The 18,112-nt window shown below is 64.5% G+C and carries 11 protein-coding genes and 1 tRNA gene; 4 read left to right on the top strand and 8 right to left on the bottom strand.

Annotated elements, in window-relative coordinates; genetic code table 11:
* Positions 1-2: 2 nt before the first annotated feature.
* Positions 3-704, bottom strand: a complete 702-nt coding sequence (locus HGA39_06455; GenBank protein ID NTW28984.1) for a type 1 glutamine amidotransferase — start codon at positions 702-704, stop codon at positions 3-5.
* Positions 705-927: 223 nt separating this feature from the next.
* On the opposite strand from HGA39_06455, the gene HGA39_06450 reads away from it, so the two are divergent.
* A complete protein-coding gene (locus HGA39_06450; protein ID NTW28983.1) occupies positions 928-1,584 on the top strand; it encodes a TrkA family potassium uptake protein in 657 nt (218 codons plus the stop codon).
* A gap of 1 nt (position 1,585) precedes the next feature.
* Positions 1,586-2,260 (top strand): potassium transporter TrkA, encoded by a 675-nt coding sequence (locus tag HGA39_06445; protein NTW28982.1) that lies wholly within the window; start codon positions 1,586-1,588, stop codon positions 2,258-2,260.
* Between the two features lie 79 nt (positions 2,261-2,339).
* Here the strand turns inward: HGA39_06445 and HGA39_06440 are convergent, their stop codons facing one another.
* The 4 genes from HGA39_06440 to HGA39_06425 all read right to left on the bottom strand — a co-directional run bounded on the left by HGA39_06440 (position 2,340) and on the right by HGA39_06425 (position 5,727).
* Positions 2,340-4,256 carry an APC family permease gene (locus tag HGA39_06440; GenBank protein NTW28981.1) on the bottom strand — a complete coding sequence of 639 codons (1,917 nt, stop codon included), beginning with the start codon at positions 4,254-4,256 and terminating at the stop codon, positions 2,340-2,342.
* Positions 4,257-4,398: 142 nt separating this feature from the next.
* Positions 4,399-4,953: a hypothetical protein gene (locus HGA39_06435; GenBank protein NTW28980.1), complete on the bottom strand. Its 555-nt coding sequence runs from the start codon at positions 4,951-4,953 to the stop codon at positions 4,399-4,401.
* Between the two features lie 85 nt (positions 4,954-5,038).
* On the bottom strand, positions 5,039-5,437 hold the full coding sequence (locus HGA39_06430; GenBank protein ID NTW28979.1) for a PIN domain-containing protein: 399 nt from the start codon (positions 5,435-5,437) through the stop codon (positions 5,039-5,041).
* Entirely contained in the window at positions 5,434-5,727 is a 294-nt protein-coding gene (locus tag HGA39_06425) for an AbrB/MazE/SpoVT family DNA-binding domain-containing protein (protein ID NTW28978.1), read from the bottom strand. The genes HGA39_06430 and HGA39_06425 overlap by 4 nt, the downstream gene beginning before the upstream one ends.
* 133 nt (positions 5,728-5,860) lie before the next feature.
* Between HGA39_06425 and HGA39_06420 the strand changes: the two genes are divergently transcribed.
* Positions 5,861-6,232, top strand: a complete 372-nt coding sequence (locus HGA39_06420) for a hypothetical protein (protein NTW28977.1) — start codon at positions 5,861-5,863, stop codon at positions 6,230-6,232.
* A gap of 207 nt (positions 6,233-6,439) precedes the next feature.
* Here the strand turns inward: HGA39_06420 and HGA39_06415 are convergent.
* The 3 genes from HGA39_06415 to HGA39_06405 all read right to left on the bottom strand — a co-directional run bounded on the left by HGA39_06415 (position 6,440) and on the right by HGA39_06405 (position 8,985).
* Positions 6,440-6,515, bottom strand: a tRNA-Ala gene (locus HGA39_06415).
* A gap of 51 nt (positions 6,516-6,566) precedes the next feature.
* The gene (locus tag HGA39_06410; GenBank protein ID NTW28976.1) at positions 6,567-7,706 is read right to left on the bottom strand and encodes a hypothetical protein; all 1,140 of its coding nucleotides are present in this window, start codon (positions 7,704-7,706) and stop codon (positions 6,567-6,569) included.
* Between the two features lie 235 nt (positions 7,707-7,941).
* Positions 7,942-8,985, bottom strand: a complete 1,044-nt coding sequence (locus HGA39_06405; GenBank protein NTW28975.1) for a hypothetical protein — start codon at positions 8,983-8,985, stop codon at positions 7,942-7,944.
* Positions 8,986-9,142: 157 nt separating this feature from the next.
* Here HGA39_06405 and HGA39_06400 point away from each other — a divergent pair, with 157 nt between their 5' ends.
* The gene (locus HGA39_06400; GenBank protein ID NTW28974.1) at positions 9,143-17,971 is read left to right on the top strand and encodes a hypothetical protein; all 8,829 of its coding nucleotides are present in this window, start codon (positions 9,143-9,145) and stop codon (positions 17,969-17,971) included.
* Positions 17,972-18,112 lie beyond the last annotated feature (141 nt).

Here is an 18,112-nt window from a genome sequence, read left to right as displayed (position 1 = left end):
GCTCATGCCCTCACCTCCGTCATCCTGTCGAGCAGCTCATACAGCTTCTTGCGTCCGGCTTCCAGATGCCGGGGCAATCCGGCAAGCAGCGTCTCCGCGGAAATCACGTATGGCCCAGTCTGGGCGGATTCGGCGCCGCAGCAGCGCACCAACTCGGCCAGTGCGTCCTGGGTCCATTCGATGTGGAACTGCAGCCCTACCACTCGGCCGTCCCATACGAACGCCTGATTGCGGCATGCCTCGCTCGCGAGCACCGGTTCGATGCCGAGCGGCAGGTCGAAGTTGTCACCGTGCCACAGCCCCACCACGAACGGCGACTCCCATCCGGCAAACAGCGGCTCCTCACGCCCGGCAGCCGTGAGCTCGACCGGGAACCACCCGATCTCGACGTGCTCGTTACGCCGTACCCGCCCGCCGAGAACCTCGGCGAGGATCTGCGAACCCAGGCACACGCCGAGAACCGGCCGGCCGGATGCGATCACGGCGGAAATGAAGCGCTTCTCGGCGACAAGCCACGGGTTGCCGACCTCGTCGTCGGCGGCCATCGGCCCACCCATCACCACGAGGAGATCGACATCGCCCGGATTCGGGAACTCCTCGGTAAGCGCCAACTCGGCGGTTAGGGAATGTCCTCGCGCAACCGCCCACTGGGCGATCAGACCGGGACCCTCGAACGGGACGTGCTGCACGACATGGACTCGCATCTGGGCCCTCCGGAAAAGACGCGAAACGGCTATCGCGTCGCATTCTATCGCTTCGATGACACCCCTTGTCAGGCATTTGCTGTAGATTACATCGCCTCAGGAATCACGAACTTTCCACAATAGAAGGATGACGCGGGCGTTCCGGGGTACTAGGATGGTGCGATATCGATTGGGGCGGTCCGCTCTTGTGAGCGGAATTCCCGCCGGCCTAGGGAGCTTTCATATGCACGTCGTCATCGGAGGATATGGCCGGGTAGGCAGGATCCTCGCGCACGAGCTCGAAGCGCAGGGGCACACTGTCGCTGTCATCGACCGCAAGCCCGACGTCTACGAAGAGTTCGATCACATCAAAGGCCGACGCCTCACCGGCGAGGTCTTCGACCGAGACACGCTCATCAAGGCCGGTATCGAGAAAGCGGATGCCTTCGCGGCGTGCACAAGCGGCGACAACAGCAACATCGTGGCTGCGCGCATAGCGAGAGAACGCTTCAATGTGCCGCTTGTCGTCGCACGCATCTTCGATCCCCGCCGAGCAGCGATCTACGAGAAGTTCGGCATTCCGACTGTCTCCTCGGTCCAGTGGTCGGTCTCGCGCCTGCTGACGCTCCTCCTCGAACCCAAGGCGCGCAGCGACTTCGCGTTTGGCCAGGGCGAGGTCCTGCTTCTGGAGATCGAGGTGCCCGAAGAACTCGCCGGCAAGCGTGTCGTCGATCTCGAGCTTCCCAGAGTGCTCACGGTTGTCTCGGTGGAGCGCAACGGCCGCGCGGCCGTACTCGCCGATACCGATGCCGTTGAAACAGGCGACCGGCTCTTCATCGCCGTGGTCCGTGAATCCATCCATGAGCTCCGCAAGCTCCTGGGCATCCAGCAGGAGGCGTGACGTGCGTATCGTAGTCGTCGGAGCAGGCAAATCAGGTCTGTTCCTCGCCCAGGAACTCAGGCGCGAGCACAGCGTCACGCTAATCGAGTCGCGGTTCGAACGCGCCGAAATCGTGAACGCGATGATGCCGGATGTGCCGGTGATCCACGGTGATGCATGCGAGCCGGACGTCCTCGAGCACGCCGGCATTGCCGAGGCGGACCTCACCATCGCCGCCACCGGTGACGATGAGGACAACCTCGTAGTCGCCATGCTTGCCAAGCACTACTGCAGAGGCAAGGTCTTCGCACGCATCAACCACCCCAAGAACGAGTGGCTGTTCACCAAGGAGTTCGGCGTGGATGTGCCGGTTTCCTCGGCATCGGTAATGCTGTCACTGGTCGAAAAGGAGATCGGCTTCGGGGACCTCGTCACCCTTTTGCGCCTACAGGCCGACAACGTCTCCATCGAAGAGATCACCCTGGTCGAGGGCGCGACTGCCGTGGGCAAGCGCTTGGCCGAGGTCCCGCTGCCGGGCAAGTCGCACGTCATGGCGATCATCAGCCCTGAGACCGGCCTCACCATCGCAACCGGCGATACGGTACTGGCAGCAGGAGATCAACTACTCCTGATCTCAGAGGGACCGCAACAGAATCCCGATGTCCGAAAAGCACTGGGACTCAACATCTCAGCTTAGCCACTCGGAAACCGAACACAAGAGAATCACGCCGCAATCCACAAAGGACTGCGGCGTGAGCTGTCTCTGGAACGGAATATCAGACTTGCGGCGTCCTCTCGGACGCGGCGGCCTTTCGGGTCTCTTCGTCGAAACTCGGGTGATACGGCACATCGGCGACAATCACGCCTTCTTCGCCGAAGAGCTGCTGCTTGATCAGTGACGACGTCCTGTCGTGCAGCATCGAATCGGCGATGTTGGTGGGAGCGTATTCGGGCAGGATCACCGTCACGATGTGGTCTTTGCTGGGACGCGGAAAACTACGGACATAGTCGATAACCGGAACGATGATCTCGCGGTATGGGGAGGCGATGATCGTAAGTTTGACACCGAAGCCGGCCTCTTCCCACTCCTCGCGAATCATCTGCGCCTCTTCACCGGTCACGTCGACGAAAATCGCCTCGGTCGAATCCGCACGCAGCGTCTTTGCGTACTGCAGAGCGCGTACCAGCCGGCGGTCGATCGCCTTCACCAGCACGACGACATGGTTGTGGAGCCGGTTGTACGCCTGCCAGTTGAGGTCGACCCGCTCGTCGGCAGGCAGCGCGAGTTCAGCCCGCACGAGCGCATAGCGCCGTTCGACCCACAGGAAATACAGAACCAGCAGCGGGACGATAACGACCACAGCCCAAGCGCCTTCCGTGAACTTCGCGACCGTGATGATCACCAGTACAAGTGCGGTGGTCGCAGCCCCCACCGCATTGAGTACGGCGGAACGCTTCCAGTGCGACTCGTCCCTCTTCTTGATCCAACGCATCACCATCCCGGACTGCGACATGGTGAACGACGTGAACACGCCTAGGGCGTAGAGGGGGATCAATCTTGTGGTCTGTCCTTGAAAGACGATGATCAGCGCTGCAGCCGCCCCAGTCAGAAGGAGGATGCCGTTGCTGTGCACTAGGCGGTAGCCCCTATCTTTGAGCTGGTGCGGAAGGAAGTTGTCGGCGGCAAGAAACGACGAGAGCCTCGGGAAGTCCGCGTAGCTAGTATTCGCGGCGATCACAAGGATCGCCATGGTGGCAAACGAGATCAGGTAGTAGATCAGGCCCGTGCCGAATATCTGCCGTGCGAGTTGGCTGATGACGGTCTCGTGCTCGATGTCGCGAACACCGGCCTGCACTGCGAGCCATGTGATGCCGAGGAACAGAGTCAGGAGGATCCCCGCCATCCATGTCAGTGTCTTGGCCGCGTTCTTCGAGACAGGCTCCCTGAACACCTGCACCCCATCGGCGATGGCCTCCACGCCCGTCATTGCGGTGCAACCCGAAGCGAATGCGCGGAGCAGCAGGATCAGCCCCAGCGTTCCGCTCGCTCCCACGATCGCCTCGTGTGAAGACGGCACCTTGATCGCACCGACGCCCTGGGTCAGGACGATGAAGATGCCGGACACCACCATCGCGAGCATCAGCAAGATGAAGATGAACGTCGGTCCCGAGAACAGAGCGCCCGACTCCTTGACGCCTCGCAAGTTCCCAACCGCAAGTACTGCCACAAAGAACAGGGCGAGTGGAACCGTGAAGTTGACCGACCCTTGGACCAGTTGCGGAAATGCCGAGGTGATCGCCTGCGTTCCCGCTGAGATCGAAACAGCGACCGTGAGCACATAGTCAACCAAGAGGGCCCCGGCTGCGATGAGTCCCGGGATCGTCCCGAGGTTCTGCTTGGCAACGCGGTACGATCCACCGCCTTGCGGATAGGCACGCACCGTCTGCCGATACGACGTCACCACGATAACCAGCAGAACGCCAATCGCAAGCGAAATCGGCCAAGCCAGGTGCAGGAATCCGGCACCGGCGAGCGCAAGCACCAGCAGGATCTCCCCGGAGGCGTAGGCCACCGACGAGATCGCGTCGCTCGAGAAGACCGCAAGCGCCATCGGATTTGAGAGACGTTGATGCTGCGATTCCTCATTGGACAGCGGATCGCCGAGGAAGAAGTTCTTCAGACTCTTGGCCATACGATCTTACAACCCCTCAAGAGCTCACGCGCCTCTCGGCGCACTCAGGAGTGCACACTTCACCCCTGTCCGGATAGTGCATCTGAACAGGATAGTCCCGTCGCGCGGTACGTGGTAGTGGTAAACCGAGGGAGTGCGAGAATCAGTCCTTCCGCTCGGGGAAGCCTCCATGCTCCGGTGCGCCCCACGCGCCCGTCGCACTGGTACCGTTCGGGGACTCCTGCAGTGGATCAGCAGCGTCATCACCCATGGCTTCGAGGATCTCGGCGATGTGCTCCTCGGGGAAGTTCTTCAGCTTCAGGCCGGTGATCTCGTCCTCGGCGATGAGGGCTTTCTGCTCCGCCCACAGCTCTCTCTCGTCACGCTTGCCCACTTCACCTTCCGGCTCTTCGGCAGGCGCGGCACGACCGGTCTGGTGCGTCGCGCCCTCCTCCACCAGGTGAGCGTCATCGGGCGCCGGCGTTATGGTGCCAAAGCTCAGCGGAATGTCGTCGACGGTACCGGGGACTCCGGTCGCATTGTCGGCATAAGGGTCCTCGAAGAAATCGTCGGGTGCGCACGACGACTCATCGTCATCGCAGCCGATCTTACGGGAATCGGGCTCCATGAACACGGCGCCTTCGCGGTCGAGCTTCTCGTCAGTGGGGCGTTGTCCGCGTGGAAACACATCATCATCGGGATACCGATCGTTCTTCATGGCATCCGCCTTCCCGTTGTCGGCTTGGAGACGCTTGCAAGGAAGTTATCCCCAAGCCGAGGCAAACACGAACGAAAAGGCGAGGCTATCGACTCCGCAGATACTCGCCCGGCAGCATGACCCGCACTCCTCCGAACGTCCGGCCCATGCAGTTGCCGAAATGAGACAGGTCGCCGGTTAACAAGTAATCGGCGCCCGAAACGATCGCGCCGAGCAGCACGGGCCGATCCTTGAGCGGTAGACATGGATCGTCGGCAATCTCAAAATCCGCTGGTTCGCTTGGCAATATCACCACGTGGCCCAGAAGGATCTCCAGTCGCTCAGCAGCAGCTGAATCGGCCACATTGCGCTTCGCTTCGACTACCACGTGCGGCGATGCAAGCAGGCGCACGTCGGGAAGTTGCCACAGCTCGGCAAGCCTTGAGGCAGGTTTCAGGGCGGCCGAAACGAGCACGTTTGCGTCAAGGAAGATCCGCTCCATCACGCCTCAGGTCGCTTCTGATGTGGAATCGACTCGGGATCGAGGCCCAAGAGGCGAGCCTCAGCGATCGCTTCGTCAAATTCATCTGTGCTGACGGCGTTGTTGAGCATGAACTCAACGGTACGCGCAGGAGTGTAGATCTCGGCTTCGTAGGAACGCACGGGTTTCAGAAGCAGCCCCGCGGCTGACTCCTCCATGACGAGCATCTCACCCTCGTCGAAGCCATAGCGCCGACGCATCTCTGCGGGAATGACCACAGTGCCTCGCTTGCCAACGCGAATGTAGTCGGACATGACATTCACCTCCGTATTCTGTAATTCAGAATATCAGAATTTCAGATCCGTCGCCACACTTCCGAGCGTCTTCTCAACAGCGTATCCTGCAGCAGGGACGATCGCGACGGCGTCGAGAGCGAGGAATTCAACCATGCGGACAGCGTTTGGTGTCTTTCTGATCGCGCATGCACTCGTCCATCTGGCGTGGGTCGCACCCAAGCCGAGCGACCCCGCGTACCCCTTCAATGTGACGCATTCGCGGCTGCTGCCTAATACGTCGCCGGCCACGCTCAAGATCATCGCGCTCGTGCTCGTGGCAGTCGTGATGCTCGATCTCGTGCTGGCGGGGTTGGGCGTCATGGGCGTGCCATTCCTCTCGGGAATATGGCGGCTCATCGCGGTCGAAGGTGCGGTCGCTTCGTTGGCGATGGTGGGGCTGTTCTGGAATCCCTACTTCATCGTCGCGCCGTTCTTAGACGCCGCGATCATTGCCGCGGCGCTCCTGAACTGGCCGAAAGTCTAACGGCGCCCTACCGCAGGCTGAACTCCTCGAAGTGAATGTCCCTACGCCTCATGCCCGGAGAGCGTGGCTGCCGCACGAACTCAGCGCGCATCGGCCTCGAGTTCACGATCCGCAGATGCCCGACCTTGCGTGTCTGGTGGATCGTCGCGCCATCAGAAAGAAGCAGGCCAGCGGATGTTTCCACCCAAGCTGACCTGCTGTTTCTTGTGGTGGAGACGAAGGGGCTCGAACCCTCGACCCTCGGCTTGCAAAGCCGATGCTCTCCCAGCTGAGCTACGTCCCCGTGCGCGAGAGAGTATACATTGCCGAGCGCGCGAGGTCACGCACCAGTAAGCTACCCCCGTCTTCCTTTCATGGCTCCGAACAATGCCGCCAGAAAGACTCCGCCGGCCATGCCCCACAACAAGAGCGTGCGCCAAGTATCACGGGACTGTGATGTTCCGGCGGCTACGGACGCTGAAGCCGCAGTCGCCTTCTCGGCGCCGACTTGCGAGGCTGTGTCCGTTTCCTGCAGCGCGGGCTGACTAGGCGAGATCTTCTGAGGATTTGAGGATGTCTGTGCCTCTTGCGTGGGACTGGAGGCAAGGCTTGGAGCCGATCCTGTAGTGGGCGGAACTGTGCTGTACGCGGCGTCCTTCTGCGCGCTAGCCATGAGATCAACCAGTCCATTCACCGCGTTGTTCAACGACGATGCCGTGATCGCGCTGACCTTCGGGTCAAACCCATTATTGGAGTATTCCGTGACGAGATCCGTGTACATCGTGTGGGCCTGCGAAGCAGCCAGCTTGGTTGCCTGTGAAGCATCCGACAGATACTGGATGCCGTCGAAGCCAACCCAAGAGCGGTTCTGTCCCGGCATGGTAGTCACGTTATCAACGGCGTCTTCGTAGCGAGAGTGAATTGAGTCCTCAGCCGTAGACTGATCCGTGTGAAGAGGATTGCAGGTGTCGCTGTAGTAGTGAGACAGCAGTCCGAAGGATCGACTGGCACCGGCTGTGTCGCCTGCCTTCAGAGCTTGGACTGTTTCGGCATACAGCTGGGCGACACGTTGAGGTGAGTTCCCATAGGTCGAGCCCCAGATGTCGTAGACGTGATAGTAGGTGTCGTGTAGGACGGTGTCGGGATCATCGGTAGCTTTCTGGGCGACAGACCAATCAAGCCACGTTACCCCGGCGGAAGTCGCCTGGTGGTTTGCCTCATATAGTACCCAATCATGGGTGCCGAACCCGTCACCTCCAGGTCCGTTAGCCCAGCTATACGCTGTGACAGGGCATGCCAATGTGAAACTGAGGGCGACCGCCATTGCGATCAGCCAACTGTGGAGCCGGTGTGATTTCGTCGAGAGCCGCATCTTGACGATACCGGCTAGGGCTTGCGGTTGGCGCAGGCGGTGTACCCCCGTGCGATACTTCGATCCCGTCTTGGTGATATAAGCGCCACCCTCACTGGAGTGCTGGAGAACCGACTCTTCCACATGACGTAGACTCCGTAGACGATTGTCGCTGGAAGAAGGACTACCCCCAGAACGATCTTGATCCAGAGTGGTAGCTTCGAAATCAAATTCATAACATCCCCGTTGTCATGCCGTGTTGGCTCCTGATTGCCAGCCAGTCCGAAGATAGCACTGTGGGCAGTTGATGCAAGCCATCGCTGATGTCGGGTGCATATCAGGTGGCATTTGACCATTCAGCACCACCCACCCCAACTAATCACCCGGCAAGATCCCGAACGCTCTTGGCCGCAACGGCTGAAATGCGCTCCAATGAGGAGATCGATTTCGCAACCCGGCTCGTCCATGACTCCCCTCGGGCGACAAGCGCTTCCCAAGCGAGCACAAGATCTCCCGGCCGGTCCGACTGCAACGTCTCAAGTATCTGCGCCGCCTGCGAGAGGTCCTTCTCGCGCTTTGATTGCATGGCCGCGGGACGTTCCCCTGCAACGATCAGCTTGTGGAGGGCGAACCTCGCGGCGTCGGGCACATTCACCGCGACGACACCGCCATCAACTGCTGCCGCCCGCACAGATGAGTCGATCAGGTAGTCGAGAAATCTCAGAGGCTGAGCGGCGGCGGCGAACCTCGGGAGGCTTACCGGACGCGTCTGAGTGCTTGCGGCCGGTGTCAGGAGGTCCAACCGCAGGCTTTGCCCCCGTACCTTGAATGAGGTGGTAGGGTTCTTGGGGTCAAGCCCGGGCACAGGGAGGAATCCCATCTGGAGGTTATCCAAGACTGAGGGCAGATCGGCGTCGATGCTTGGCACAGCTACATCAAGTCTGGGGTCGGCTGCGATATCGACGTCCTGAGTCCTCAAAGCACTGGCCCAGCGAACCCCAAGCAAATTGCCGAGCACGATGAACGCATGGGTGCCGACGAGGACACCGCCCGCGTGGAAGACACCGGCATCCGCGAGCGCGCGAAGCACTCTGGCCGATGGCGCGTCGGTTACCATCGCGCCTCCTGCCCGCAACAGAGCAGCCAGCCGCTCGATCGATCGCTGCTCGGCGGCGACGGTGTTTCGGCCCTCCGCAAACTGCGCGGCTAGTGTGTCCAGTGCGCTGTCCCGACGCCCTAGGTAGGTCTGGTGTTTCGCTCCACCCGGCCCCATGTGCTGGAAATAGTAGTACTCCTGACCCTTCACCATCTTCGTGACGAACGAACCGGCAGTGTGGCCGATGGCGCGCGAAGCTTCGTACGCGGCAAGTTGATCGAGGAGCTCGGCATAGATGGTCTGGACTTCAAGCGGCTGTCGTTGCATCGGTCCACCTCCAGAAAAGTTATACGCACTGTACGCCAATACTGCGTATAACGCAACGAGTTCTTTCGTCCTCCTGAAGTCGCCCAGCCCCCAGAGGATGGACTCTGCAGAGCTTCTTCTGCCGCGCCTCCGTCGGTAGTCGCCCTACAAGGGCATAATGGTAGAAGCCGTCTTCGAGCGCGATCGGCAGGGCGGCGCCTCGAACCACTGTATCCCCCGGGATAGGAGCCGCATGACAGAGCAGCCGATCCCATCGCACGAGCCCCCCGCTGCGGGCGACGCCCCCCTGCGCGCGGAGCTGCTGTCTGCCGAGCGAATGGCAACCGATGCGCACAATCTCGCGGCGTCGCAAAGCTGGACTGTGAAGGGTCGCATCCGTACCACGCCACTACTCGCTCTCGTCGAGACCGCAGCCCATGCCCTCGCTGCCGATAACCACGAACTCGCCACGGCCGCCCGTGAGCGCGGGGGCTCCTCGCCTGCCGCCGAGTGGCTGCTGGACAACTACTATCTCATCGAGGAACAGATCCACCTCGTCCGCGCGGACCTGCCGGCCAACTACGGCGTTGAGCTTCCACGCCTGCTCGAGGGCGATCTCATCGGCTTCCCACGCATTTATCCCGCGATGCTCGGCCTCATCGCACACACCGACTCGCGCCTCGATGACGAGTACCTGATCCGCTTCCTCGGCGGTTACCAGGAGGTCTCGCCGCTCTCCATCGGCGAGGTATGGGCCGTGCCGATCATGCTGCGCGTGGGGCTCGTCGAGAACCTGCGCCGACTGTCTCGGCAGGTCGTGCTCTCCATGCGCGCCGAGGAAGCCGCCGACGCGTGGGCCGCTGCGCTGGTGCTGGCCACCGCACCGGAGACTGACGGCGACGGCCGAGAGGCCCTGCCCGAGCTCATCGCGCGACTCGACGCCGAGAGCCGGCACCTGCCTCCGACGTTCTTGGTGCGCCTGACTCGGCGCCTCGGCGGTCTCGAGAGCGGTGGCGAGGCGATCAACGCCTGGCTCGAGCGGCGTTTGACCGCCGAGGGCATCGTGCTCGAGCGGGTTGCCGCGGAATCGCAGCAACAGCAGGCCGCCGACCAAGTCTCGATCGCGAACTCGATCACCAGCATCCGCTTCCTCGACGCGATGGAGTGGCGCGATTTCTTCGAGCGCGTAGCGGTCGTCGAGGCCGCCCTGAGGAGCGATCCCGCGCAGACGTACGCTGTCATGGACTTCGAGAGCCGTGACCGCTACCGCCACGTGGTCGAGCTCATCGCAAAGCGCTGCCCCAAGGGCGAACCCGAAGTCGTTGCCTCCGCGCTCGCGCTCGCCCGGGCCGCGCTTTCACGCAACGCCTCCGACGACGTGCGCGGCCACGTGGGCTGGTGGCTCATTGCCGAGGGCCGCCTCGAGCTCGAGCGCGCCGTCTCATACCGGCCGCTCCTGCGCGAGCGCCTGCACCGGGGCCCACTCGCCCACCGCGGCCTCTTCTACTGGATCGTCTTCGTCGCCCTGACTGCGCTCGCCCTTTCCGGCCTCGCCGCCTACGCCATGGCCGAGAAGGCCGCCACGTGGCAGATCGTGCTGCTGCTCATGCTCGGTTTCGTGCCGTTCTCGGAGCTGGCACTCGTGGTGGTCAACCGCCTCATCTCCGTCGCCTTCCCGCCCAGAACGTTCACCAAGCTCGACTACCGTCTTCCCGTCGAGGAGACGCACCGCACGCTCGTTGTGGTGCCGGCTCTGCTGTCGTCGGCTGCGTCCACGCGCGCGATCATCGAGCACATCGAGATCACCTATCTAGCCAACCGCGACTCCAACGTGGGTTTCGCGCTGCTCGGCGATCTGAAGGCGGCGCTGGAACCCACACTTCCGGGCGACGGCGCGATCACGGAGACCGCTGTGCGCGGCATCTCGGAGCTCAACGAGCGCTACGAAGCCGAGCACGGCGTACGCCCGTTTCACCTGCTGCTTCGCGAGCGCCGGTACAACGAGTGCGAAGGCATGTGGATGGGCTGGGAGCGCAAGCGCGGCGCGCTGCTCGAACTCACGCGCGAGATGCGCAGCAGCGGCGCCACGACGTTCTCGGCGAAGCTGGGCGAGGCGGCGTTTCGGCAGTCGTGCGCGTTCGTGATCACACTGGACGCCGACACCGTGCTGCCGAGGGACGGCGCGCGCAAGCTCGTCTCGGCGATCGCGCACCCGCTCAACCGCGCGCGTTGGCGGCCGGGTGACCCTCGCGTGCGCCGCGGTTACGGCCTCATACAGCCGCGCGTGGGCATGACGCTCAAAGGTTCGCACAAGAGCCGGTTCGCGCTGCTGTACTCCGGCCCGACCGGCATCGATCCGTACTCGGGAGCGATCTCAGATACGTACCAGGACGCCTTTGGCGAGGGCTCGTTCACGGGCAAGGGCATCTTCGAAATCGGCGTCTTCGCCGGCGTGCTCGAAAACCGCTTCGCCGAGAACTCGATGCTGTCCCACGACCTCATCGAGGGCTCGTTCCTGCGCACCGGCTTGGCGAGCGACATCGAGGTGCTCGACGACTACCCGGCCAACTACCTCGCCGCCGCCTCGCGCATGCACCGCTGGGTGCGCGGCGACTGGCAGACGCTGCCGTGGCTCGCTGCCCGCGCTGTCGACACGGCCGGGCGCATCGCCCCCAACCCGTTGTCTGTGCTGCACCGCTGGAAGATCCTCGACAACCTGCGGCGCTCACTTGTGGCGCCCGCCACGCTCGCGCTGTTCCTCGCAGGCTGGCTTCTGCTGCCTGGCGCCACGTTCTCGTGGCCGCTGCTCATGGCGCTCGTCGTCTTCTTCCCCGCCTACTTCTCGCTCGCGGGCTCGATGGTCTTCCGCCCTCGCTCGGTGAGCTTCTCGTCGACCGCCCGCTCGGCGCTCCCCGACCTGCGCGATGACACCAAGCGCGGCGGCCTGTCGTTCGTGATGCTGCCGCACCAGGCGTGGCTCATGGCCGACGCGATCATCCGCGCCCTGTGGCGCATGACCGTTTCGCACCGCCACCTGCTCGAGTGGGAGACCGCCGCCGAGGTCGAGCGCCGCGCCGGCACCACACGCACGGCGTTCTGGCGCATCGTCGGGCCGCCCGCAGGTCTGGCCGCGCTGATCATGCTCGCCGAGGGGTTTCTCGGCAGCGAACCGCTGCGAGTTGCGTTCGGCGTCTTTGTGGCGGCGCTCTGGCTCGCGGGGCCGACAGTCGCGTGGTGGATCTCTCTTCCCGTGCCCACCCGCAAGCCTGTCGCGGATCTTGCCGAGGACGAGCGGCTCGTGCTTCGCCGCATCGCCCGTAAGACATGGCGGTTCTTCGAGACCTTCGTCACGAAGCAGGGTCACCACCTCGCGCCCGACAACTATCAAGAGGAACCGAAAGGCGAGGTCGCCTGGCGCACGTCGCCCACCAATATCGGCTTGCAGCTGCTGGCGAACGTGACGGCATACGATCTGGGCTACGTCTCGGTCGCAGGATTGACCGAGCGTACCGCCGCGACGCTCACAACGATGGCCGGCATGGAGCGCTTCCGCGGACACTTCTATAACTGGTACGACATCACCACGCTCGAACCGCTGCGCCCAGCGTACGTCTCGACCGTGGACTCCGGCAACCTCGCCGGGCACCTGCTGGTCCTGCGGCTCGCGTTGCTGGAGGCCTCCGAGGCCGCACTGCTCGGCCCGCAGCTGCTCGCCGGCGCACGCGACACGGCACTGCTCGCGCTCGAAGACTTCCTCGCCAGCCAGGCCGAGTTCGACGCAAGCCATTCCGGCCGACCAGCGAGAGAGGCGCTCGACGGTTTGCTGCGCGCGCTCGACCTCGCCGAGCGCCCCGCGAACCTCGGCGAGTGGTCGGCGCTCCTGCGGCGCCTTGCCGCGCTCGCGGATGACGCATCCGGTGCCGCCGAGGCGGCGTCTGATGCCGCGCGTTCTCTCCGCGAGCTGCTCGCGCTGCTGGAAACGCTCGCCCCTTGGGCCGCACTCATCGCCGAGACACCGGCGGCCGTACGTGGCAGCGCCGCACTGCAGCCGCTGCTCGCCCACGTGCCCAGCCTCGTCGGTCTCGCGGAAGGCCTCGCCCCCGCAATTGCGGAGCTCGACCGGCTTACGACCGTCGGGGGCACGGGCGACGACGTGGACGATGCGGCCGTCATCGCCTGGGCCGCCTCGGTTGCCGCAGGGATCCGCTCGGCACGCCCGGCGTGCGTCGAGCTGCTCGCCCGACTGCGCCTCAACTCGGAGATCGCGCGCGAGATGTGGGAACATATCGACTTCGCGATCCTGTACGAGCCGCATCGCAGGCTCTTCTCAATCGGTTACAACCTGAGCGAAGGCCGCCTCGACCCGTCGTACTACGACCTGCTCGCGAGCGAATGCCGCCTAGCAAGCTTCCTCGCGATCGCGAAAGGCGACGTTCCGCAGGAACACTGGTTCCGGCTCGGCCGTACGCTCACCAAGATCCATGAAGGCCGGGCGCTCGTGTCGTGGAGTGCGTCGATGTTTGAGTATCTGATGCCTCTGCTCGTCATGCGCGACTGGCCCGACACGCTCCTCGAAGAAACGTACGCGACCGTGGTGCGCGCGCAGATCGACTACGGCGTGACGCGCGGCGTTCCGTGGGGCGTCTCAGAGTCCGCGTTCAATGTGCAGGACGCCTCACAGACGTACCAGTACCAAGCGTTTGGCGTTCCCGGTCTCGGCCTGAAACGCGGGCTTTCCGACGACCTTGTCGTCGCACCGTACGCTTCGATGCTTGCGCTGACCATCGACCCGCACGCCGTGATCGAAAACCTTCATACGTTCTCGGCGCAAGGTGCCGAGGGGCGGTTCGGCTACTTCGAGGCGCTCGACTACACGCCGGGCCGCATCCCCGCCGGCACCAGCCGCGCGGTGGTCAAGGCGTACTTCGCGCACCATCAGGGAATGGCGTTCGTCTCGCTGGGCAACGCCGTTGTAGGCGAGCGCATGCGCCAGCGGTTCCACTCCGAGCCGCTGGTCTGCTCAGCGGAGTTGCTCCTGCAGGAGCGTGTGCCACGCCTCGCGCAGACGGTCGCGCCCCACGTCGAAGAGGTTGAGAGCCTGCGCCCGATCCACGCCCTACCGCCGACCATCAACCGCTCCTACACAACCGCCGATACCCCCGTTCCTACAACGCACTTCCTCTCCAACGGACGCTATTCGGTCATGGTCACCAACGGCGGCGGTGGGTACTCCCGATGGCAGGGGCTCGCCGTGACGCGTCATCGCGAAGACGTCACCCGGGACTGCTGGGGCACCTTCTTCTATGTACGCGACACCGAAAGCGGCGAGGTGTTCTCGGCGCCGCATAACCCGAGCCCCAAGCAGCCAGATGCCTACCATGTGGTCTTTGCGCCCGAAAAAGCCGAGTTTCGCCGCCGAGACGGCGACCTGGAGACGCACGTGGAGATAGCGGTCTCACCCGAGGATGATGTCGAGGTGCGTCGCCTCACGATCGCCAACAACGGGTACGTCACGCGCCACCTCGAGGTGACCTCGTACTTCGAGATCGCACTGACGTCGCAGAGTTCCGACCAAGCGCACAAGTCGTTCTCGAACCTGTTCTTGGAAACCGAGTGGCTCCCCCAGACCGAGGCACTGCTCTTCACCCGCCGCCCGCGCAGCTCGGCTGAGACGCGCGTATGGGGGCTGCACGCGATAGCGTGCGAGCAGGCGCCGTGCGATACGTCCTTCGAGACCGACCGCGCGGCGTTTCTCGGCAGGCTGCGCGGAGCCGACGATCCCGTCGCCGTCTCGCGTTCAGGCCCGCTCGGCCGCGCTCAAGGACCTGTGCTCGACCCCTGCTGCGCCCTGCGCCGCGGCATCGAGGTGGCGCCCAACGAAAGCGTGCATCTCGTCTTCGTGACCGGCGTCGCCGAGAGCCGCGAAGCCGCCCTTCGTCTGACCGAGAAGTACCACGACGCCCGCAGTGCACAACGCGCGATCGACCTAGCGTGGACGGCCGCCCAGCTGGAACTGCGCGACCTCGGCATCCGGCCACAGGACGCGACCACGCTCGAGCGCCTGGCCTCCCGCTTGGTGCTCACGGACCCGTTCTCGCCGCTCAAGGTCAAGACGCCGATCGAGAACGGCCTGCCGATGTCGGGGCTGTGGTCAATCGGAGTCTCAGGCGACCTGCCCATCCTGCTCGTACGCGTCGAGGAACTCGAGCACGCTCCGCTCGTGCGACAAGCGCTGCTCGCCCACCAATACTGGCGCCACAAGGGGCTCATCACCGACCTCGTGATCCTGAACACTCGGCCATCCGGGTACGCCAGCAATCTCGACGACCGGCTTCGTCTGCTGGTGCGCACCGGCCACGCTCTTCAGTTGTTGGACAAGCCGGGCGGCGTCTTCCTGCGCCGCGCCGACCAGATGCACCCCGACGTCTTCAACCTCCTCCTCTCAGTCGCGCGCGCCACGCTTGAAGGCGACGCGGGCACCATCCAGATGCAGCTCAACCGCCAGGGCAAGCGGCCGCAGGCCCCCCCTGCGCTCGCTCCTGTGTCAGCGCCCGCGCAAGACGCCGCGTCCCCCATCCGGCGCCCCGCGCTGAGCATCGACAACGGCTACGGCGGATTCGATCCCGCAACCGGCGACTACGTCATCATCCTCGACGGCTCTGACACCACACCTGCGCCGTGGATCGACGTTCTCGCCTCGCCCACGTTCGGCTGCACCGTTTCGGAAGCCGGAGTCGGTTGTACCTGGGCGCTCAACAGTCACGAGAACCGCATCACCACCTGGAACAACGACTCCGTCTCCGACGGCAGTGGCGAAGCGATCTACATCCGCGACGAGGAGACCGGCGAGTTCTGGAGCCCCACACCGCTCCCCGTCCGCACACCCGAACCCTACGTGATCCGTCACGGCTTCGGCCGCACGCGCTTCGAGCACGAAACTCACGGCATCGCCCACGAGCTCGAGTGGTTCCTGCCGCCGAGTGACCCGGTACGAGTCTGCCGCCTGCGTCTCACCAACGCGACCGGGCGCTCGCGCAAGCTCTCGGTCACGCAGTTCGTCGAGTGGGTTCTCGGCGACTCGCGCAGCCGTGCGCAGCAGCATGTCGTCACGTGGTTCGACGCCGAGAACCAGTTCCTCACCGCGCACAACCACCTCAACCTCGACTTTCCCGGACGTTGCGCATTCCTCGCGAGTGACCGGCCGCTGCACTCCTGGACAGCGAGCCGCACCGAGTTCGTCGGCCGCAACCGACGTCCGTGTGACCCGGCTGCCATGGGGCGGACGCGTCTCGGCGAACTGTCGGGACGCTACCTCGACAACTGCGGCGCTCTGATGACCACCATCGACCTAGCACCCGGTGAGACCGCCGAGGTGAGCTTCCTGCTCGGCCAGACGCAGACCCTCGAGGAGTCGCGCGAGCTGATCGCGCGGTATCGCAAGCCGGCGACCGTCGAGAACGCCCTCGCCGAGTGCGCGAGCTTCTGGGACGACCTGCTCGGCACCGTGCGTGTGAGGACGCCGGACGAGCGCCTCGACCTCCTCGCGAACGGCCGTCTGCTCTACCAGACCACCGCCTGCCGCCTCTGGGGGCGCACCGCGGCGTACCAGTCCAGCGGCGCATTCGGCTTCCGCGACCAGCTGCAGGACTCGCTTGCGCTGCTCGACGTGCGTCCCGACCTCGTGCGCCAGCAGATCATCGAGGCCTCGCGCCACCAGTTCGCCGAGGGCGACGTCCTCCATTGGTGGCAGCCCTACTCGGGCCGGGGCGTGCGCACCCACATCTCCGACGACCGCCACTGGCTGCCGCTCGTACTCGCCGAGTACCTCGAGGCAACCGGCGACACCTCCGTGCTCGGCGAGCGTACCGCCTTCATCGAAGGCCCACCGCTCGCGCCCGAGGCCGAGGACGCCTACCTGCAACCGGCGACCTCGCAGCGCGCCGCGACCGTCTACGAGCACTGCGTCTTGGCACTGGAAGCCGGCCGGCCAACAGGCGTCCACGACCTCCCGCTCATCGGCGGCGGCGACTGGAACGACGGGATGAACCGCGTCGGCCATGAGGGCAAGGGCGAGAGCGTGTGGATGGCGTGGTTCCTCAACTACGTGCTCACCCGCTTTGCCCCCATCTGCGCGCAGCGCGGCGAACCCGAGCGCGCGGCCGACTACCGCGCCTGGGCCGCCCGCCTCGCCGCCGCCGCCGAGGCCGCCGCGTGGGACGGCGCCTGGTACCGCCGTGCGTACTTCGACGACGGCACCCCCCTCGGCACCCACACGGCTGAGGAGTGCCGCATCGACGCGATCGCGCAAGCGTGGGCGACCATCTCCGGCGCCGCCGATCCCGACCGCGCGGCCATCGCCCTGAACTCCGTCGAAGAGAAGCTCGTCCGACGGGAAGACGGTCTGATCGCGCTGCTCACTCCGCCGTTCGATCGTATGGTGCAGGATCCCGGCTACATCAAGGGCTACGTCCCCGGCGTCCGCGAGAACGGCGGCCAGTACACGCACGCTGCGCTCTGGGTCGTGCTCGCGCACCTCATGCGCGGCGACGGCGACGAAGCCTGGGGGCTCCTCGACCTCATCAACCCCATCCGCCACTCCTCCACCCGCGCCGACGCCGACCGCTACGCCGTCGAACCCTACGTTGTCGCCGCCGACGTCTACGCCGCCAACCCCCATGTGGGCCGCGGCGGATGGACCTGGTACACCGGCTCGGCGTCGTGGTTCCACCGCGTCGTCTTGCACGATTTGCTCGGCTTCCGTCTCCTCGCCGAGAACGGCGCGCGCGTCTTGCGCATGGACCCCTGCATCCCCAAGCGCTGGCGCGAGTACGAGATCGACTATCGGCACGGCTCGGCGACCTACCATATCCGGGTCGAGAACCCTCGCGGCGTGAACGGCGGCGTCGCGCGGGTCACACTCGACGGCGTCGCGCTCGACGGTCACTCGATCCCGCTGCCCGATGACGGCGCGAAGCACGAAGTCGTGGTGACGCTGCTGGGTGGGTGAGGGAGCGCACGCTCGGAGCGCGATTTCCCATATCGGCCTCAAGCGTGTACACTGCACCCTCGGCAAGTGCGCCGTTCTTTGCGGCGCCCACCCTGACTCGGTTTTCCCTCGCTCCCCTGTGGCCGTCGGATGACTGCGTCT

It is taken from the genome of Coriobacteriia bacterium (genome assembly GCA_013336165.1).
In the GTDB taxonomy this organism is placed as follows: Bacteria; Actinomycetota; Coriobacteriia; order Anaerosomatales; family JAAXUF01; genus JAAXUF01.
The sequence above is the reverse complement of the archived record's forward strand: the minus strand, read 5'-3'. Positions and strand labels throughout refer to the sequence as shown.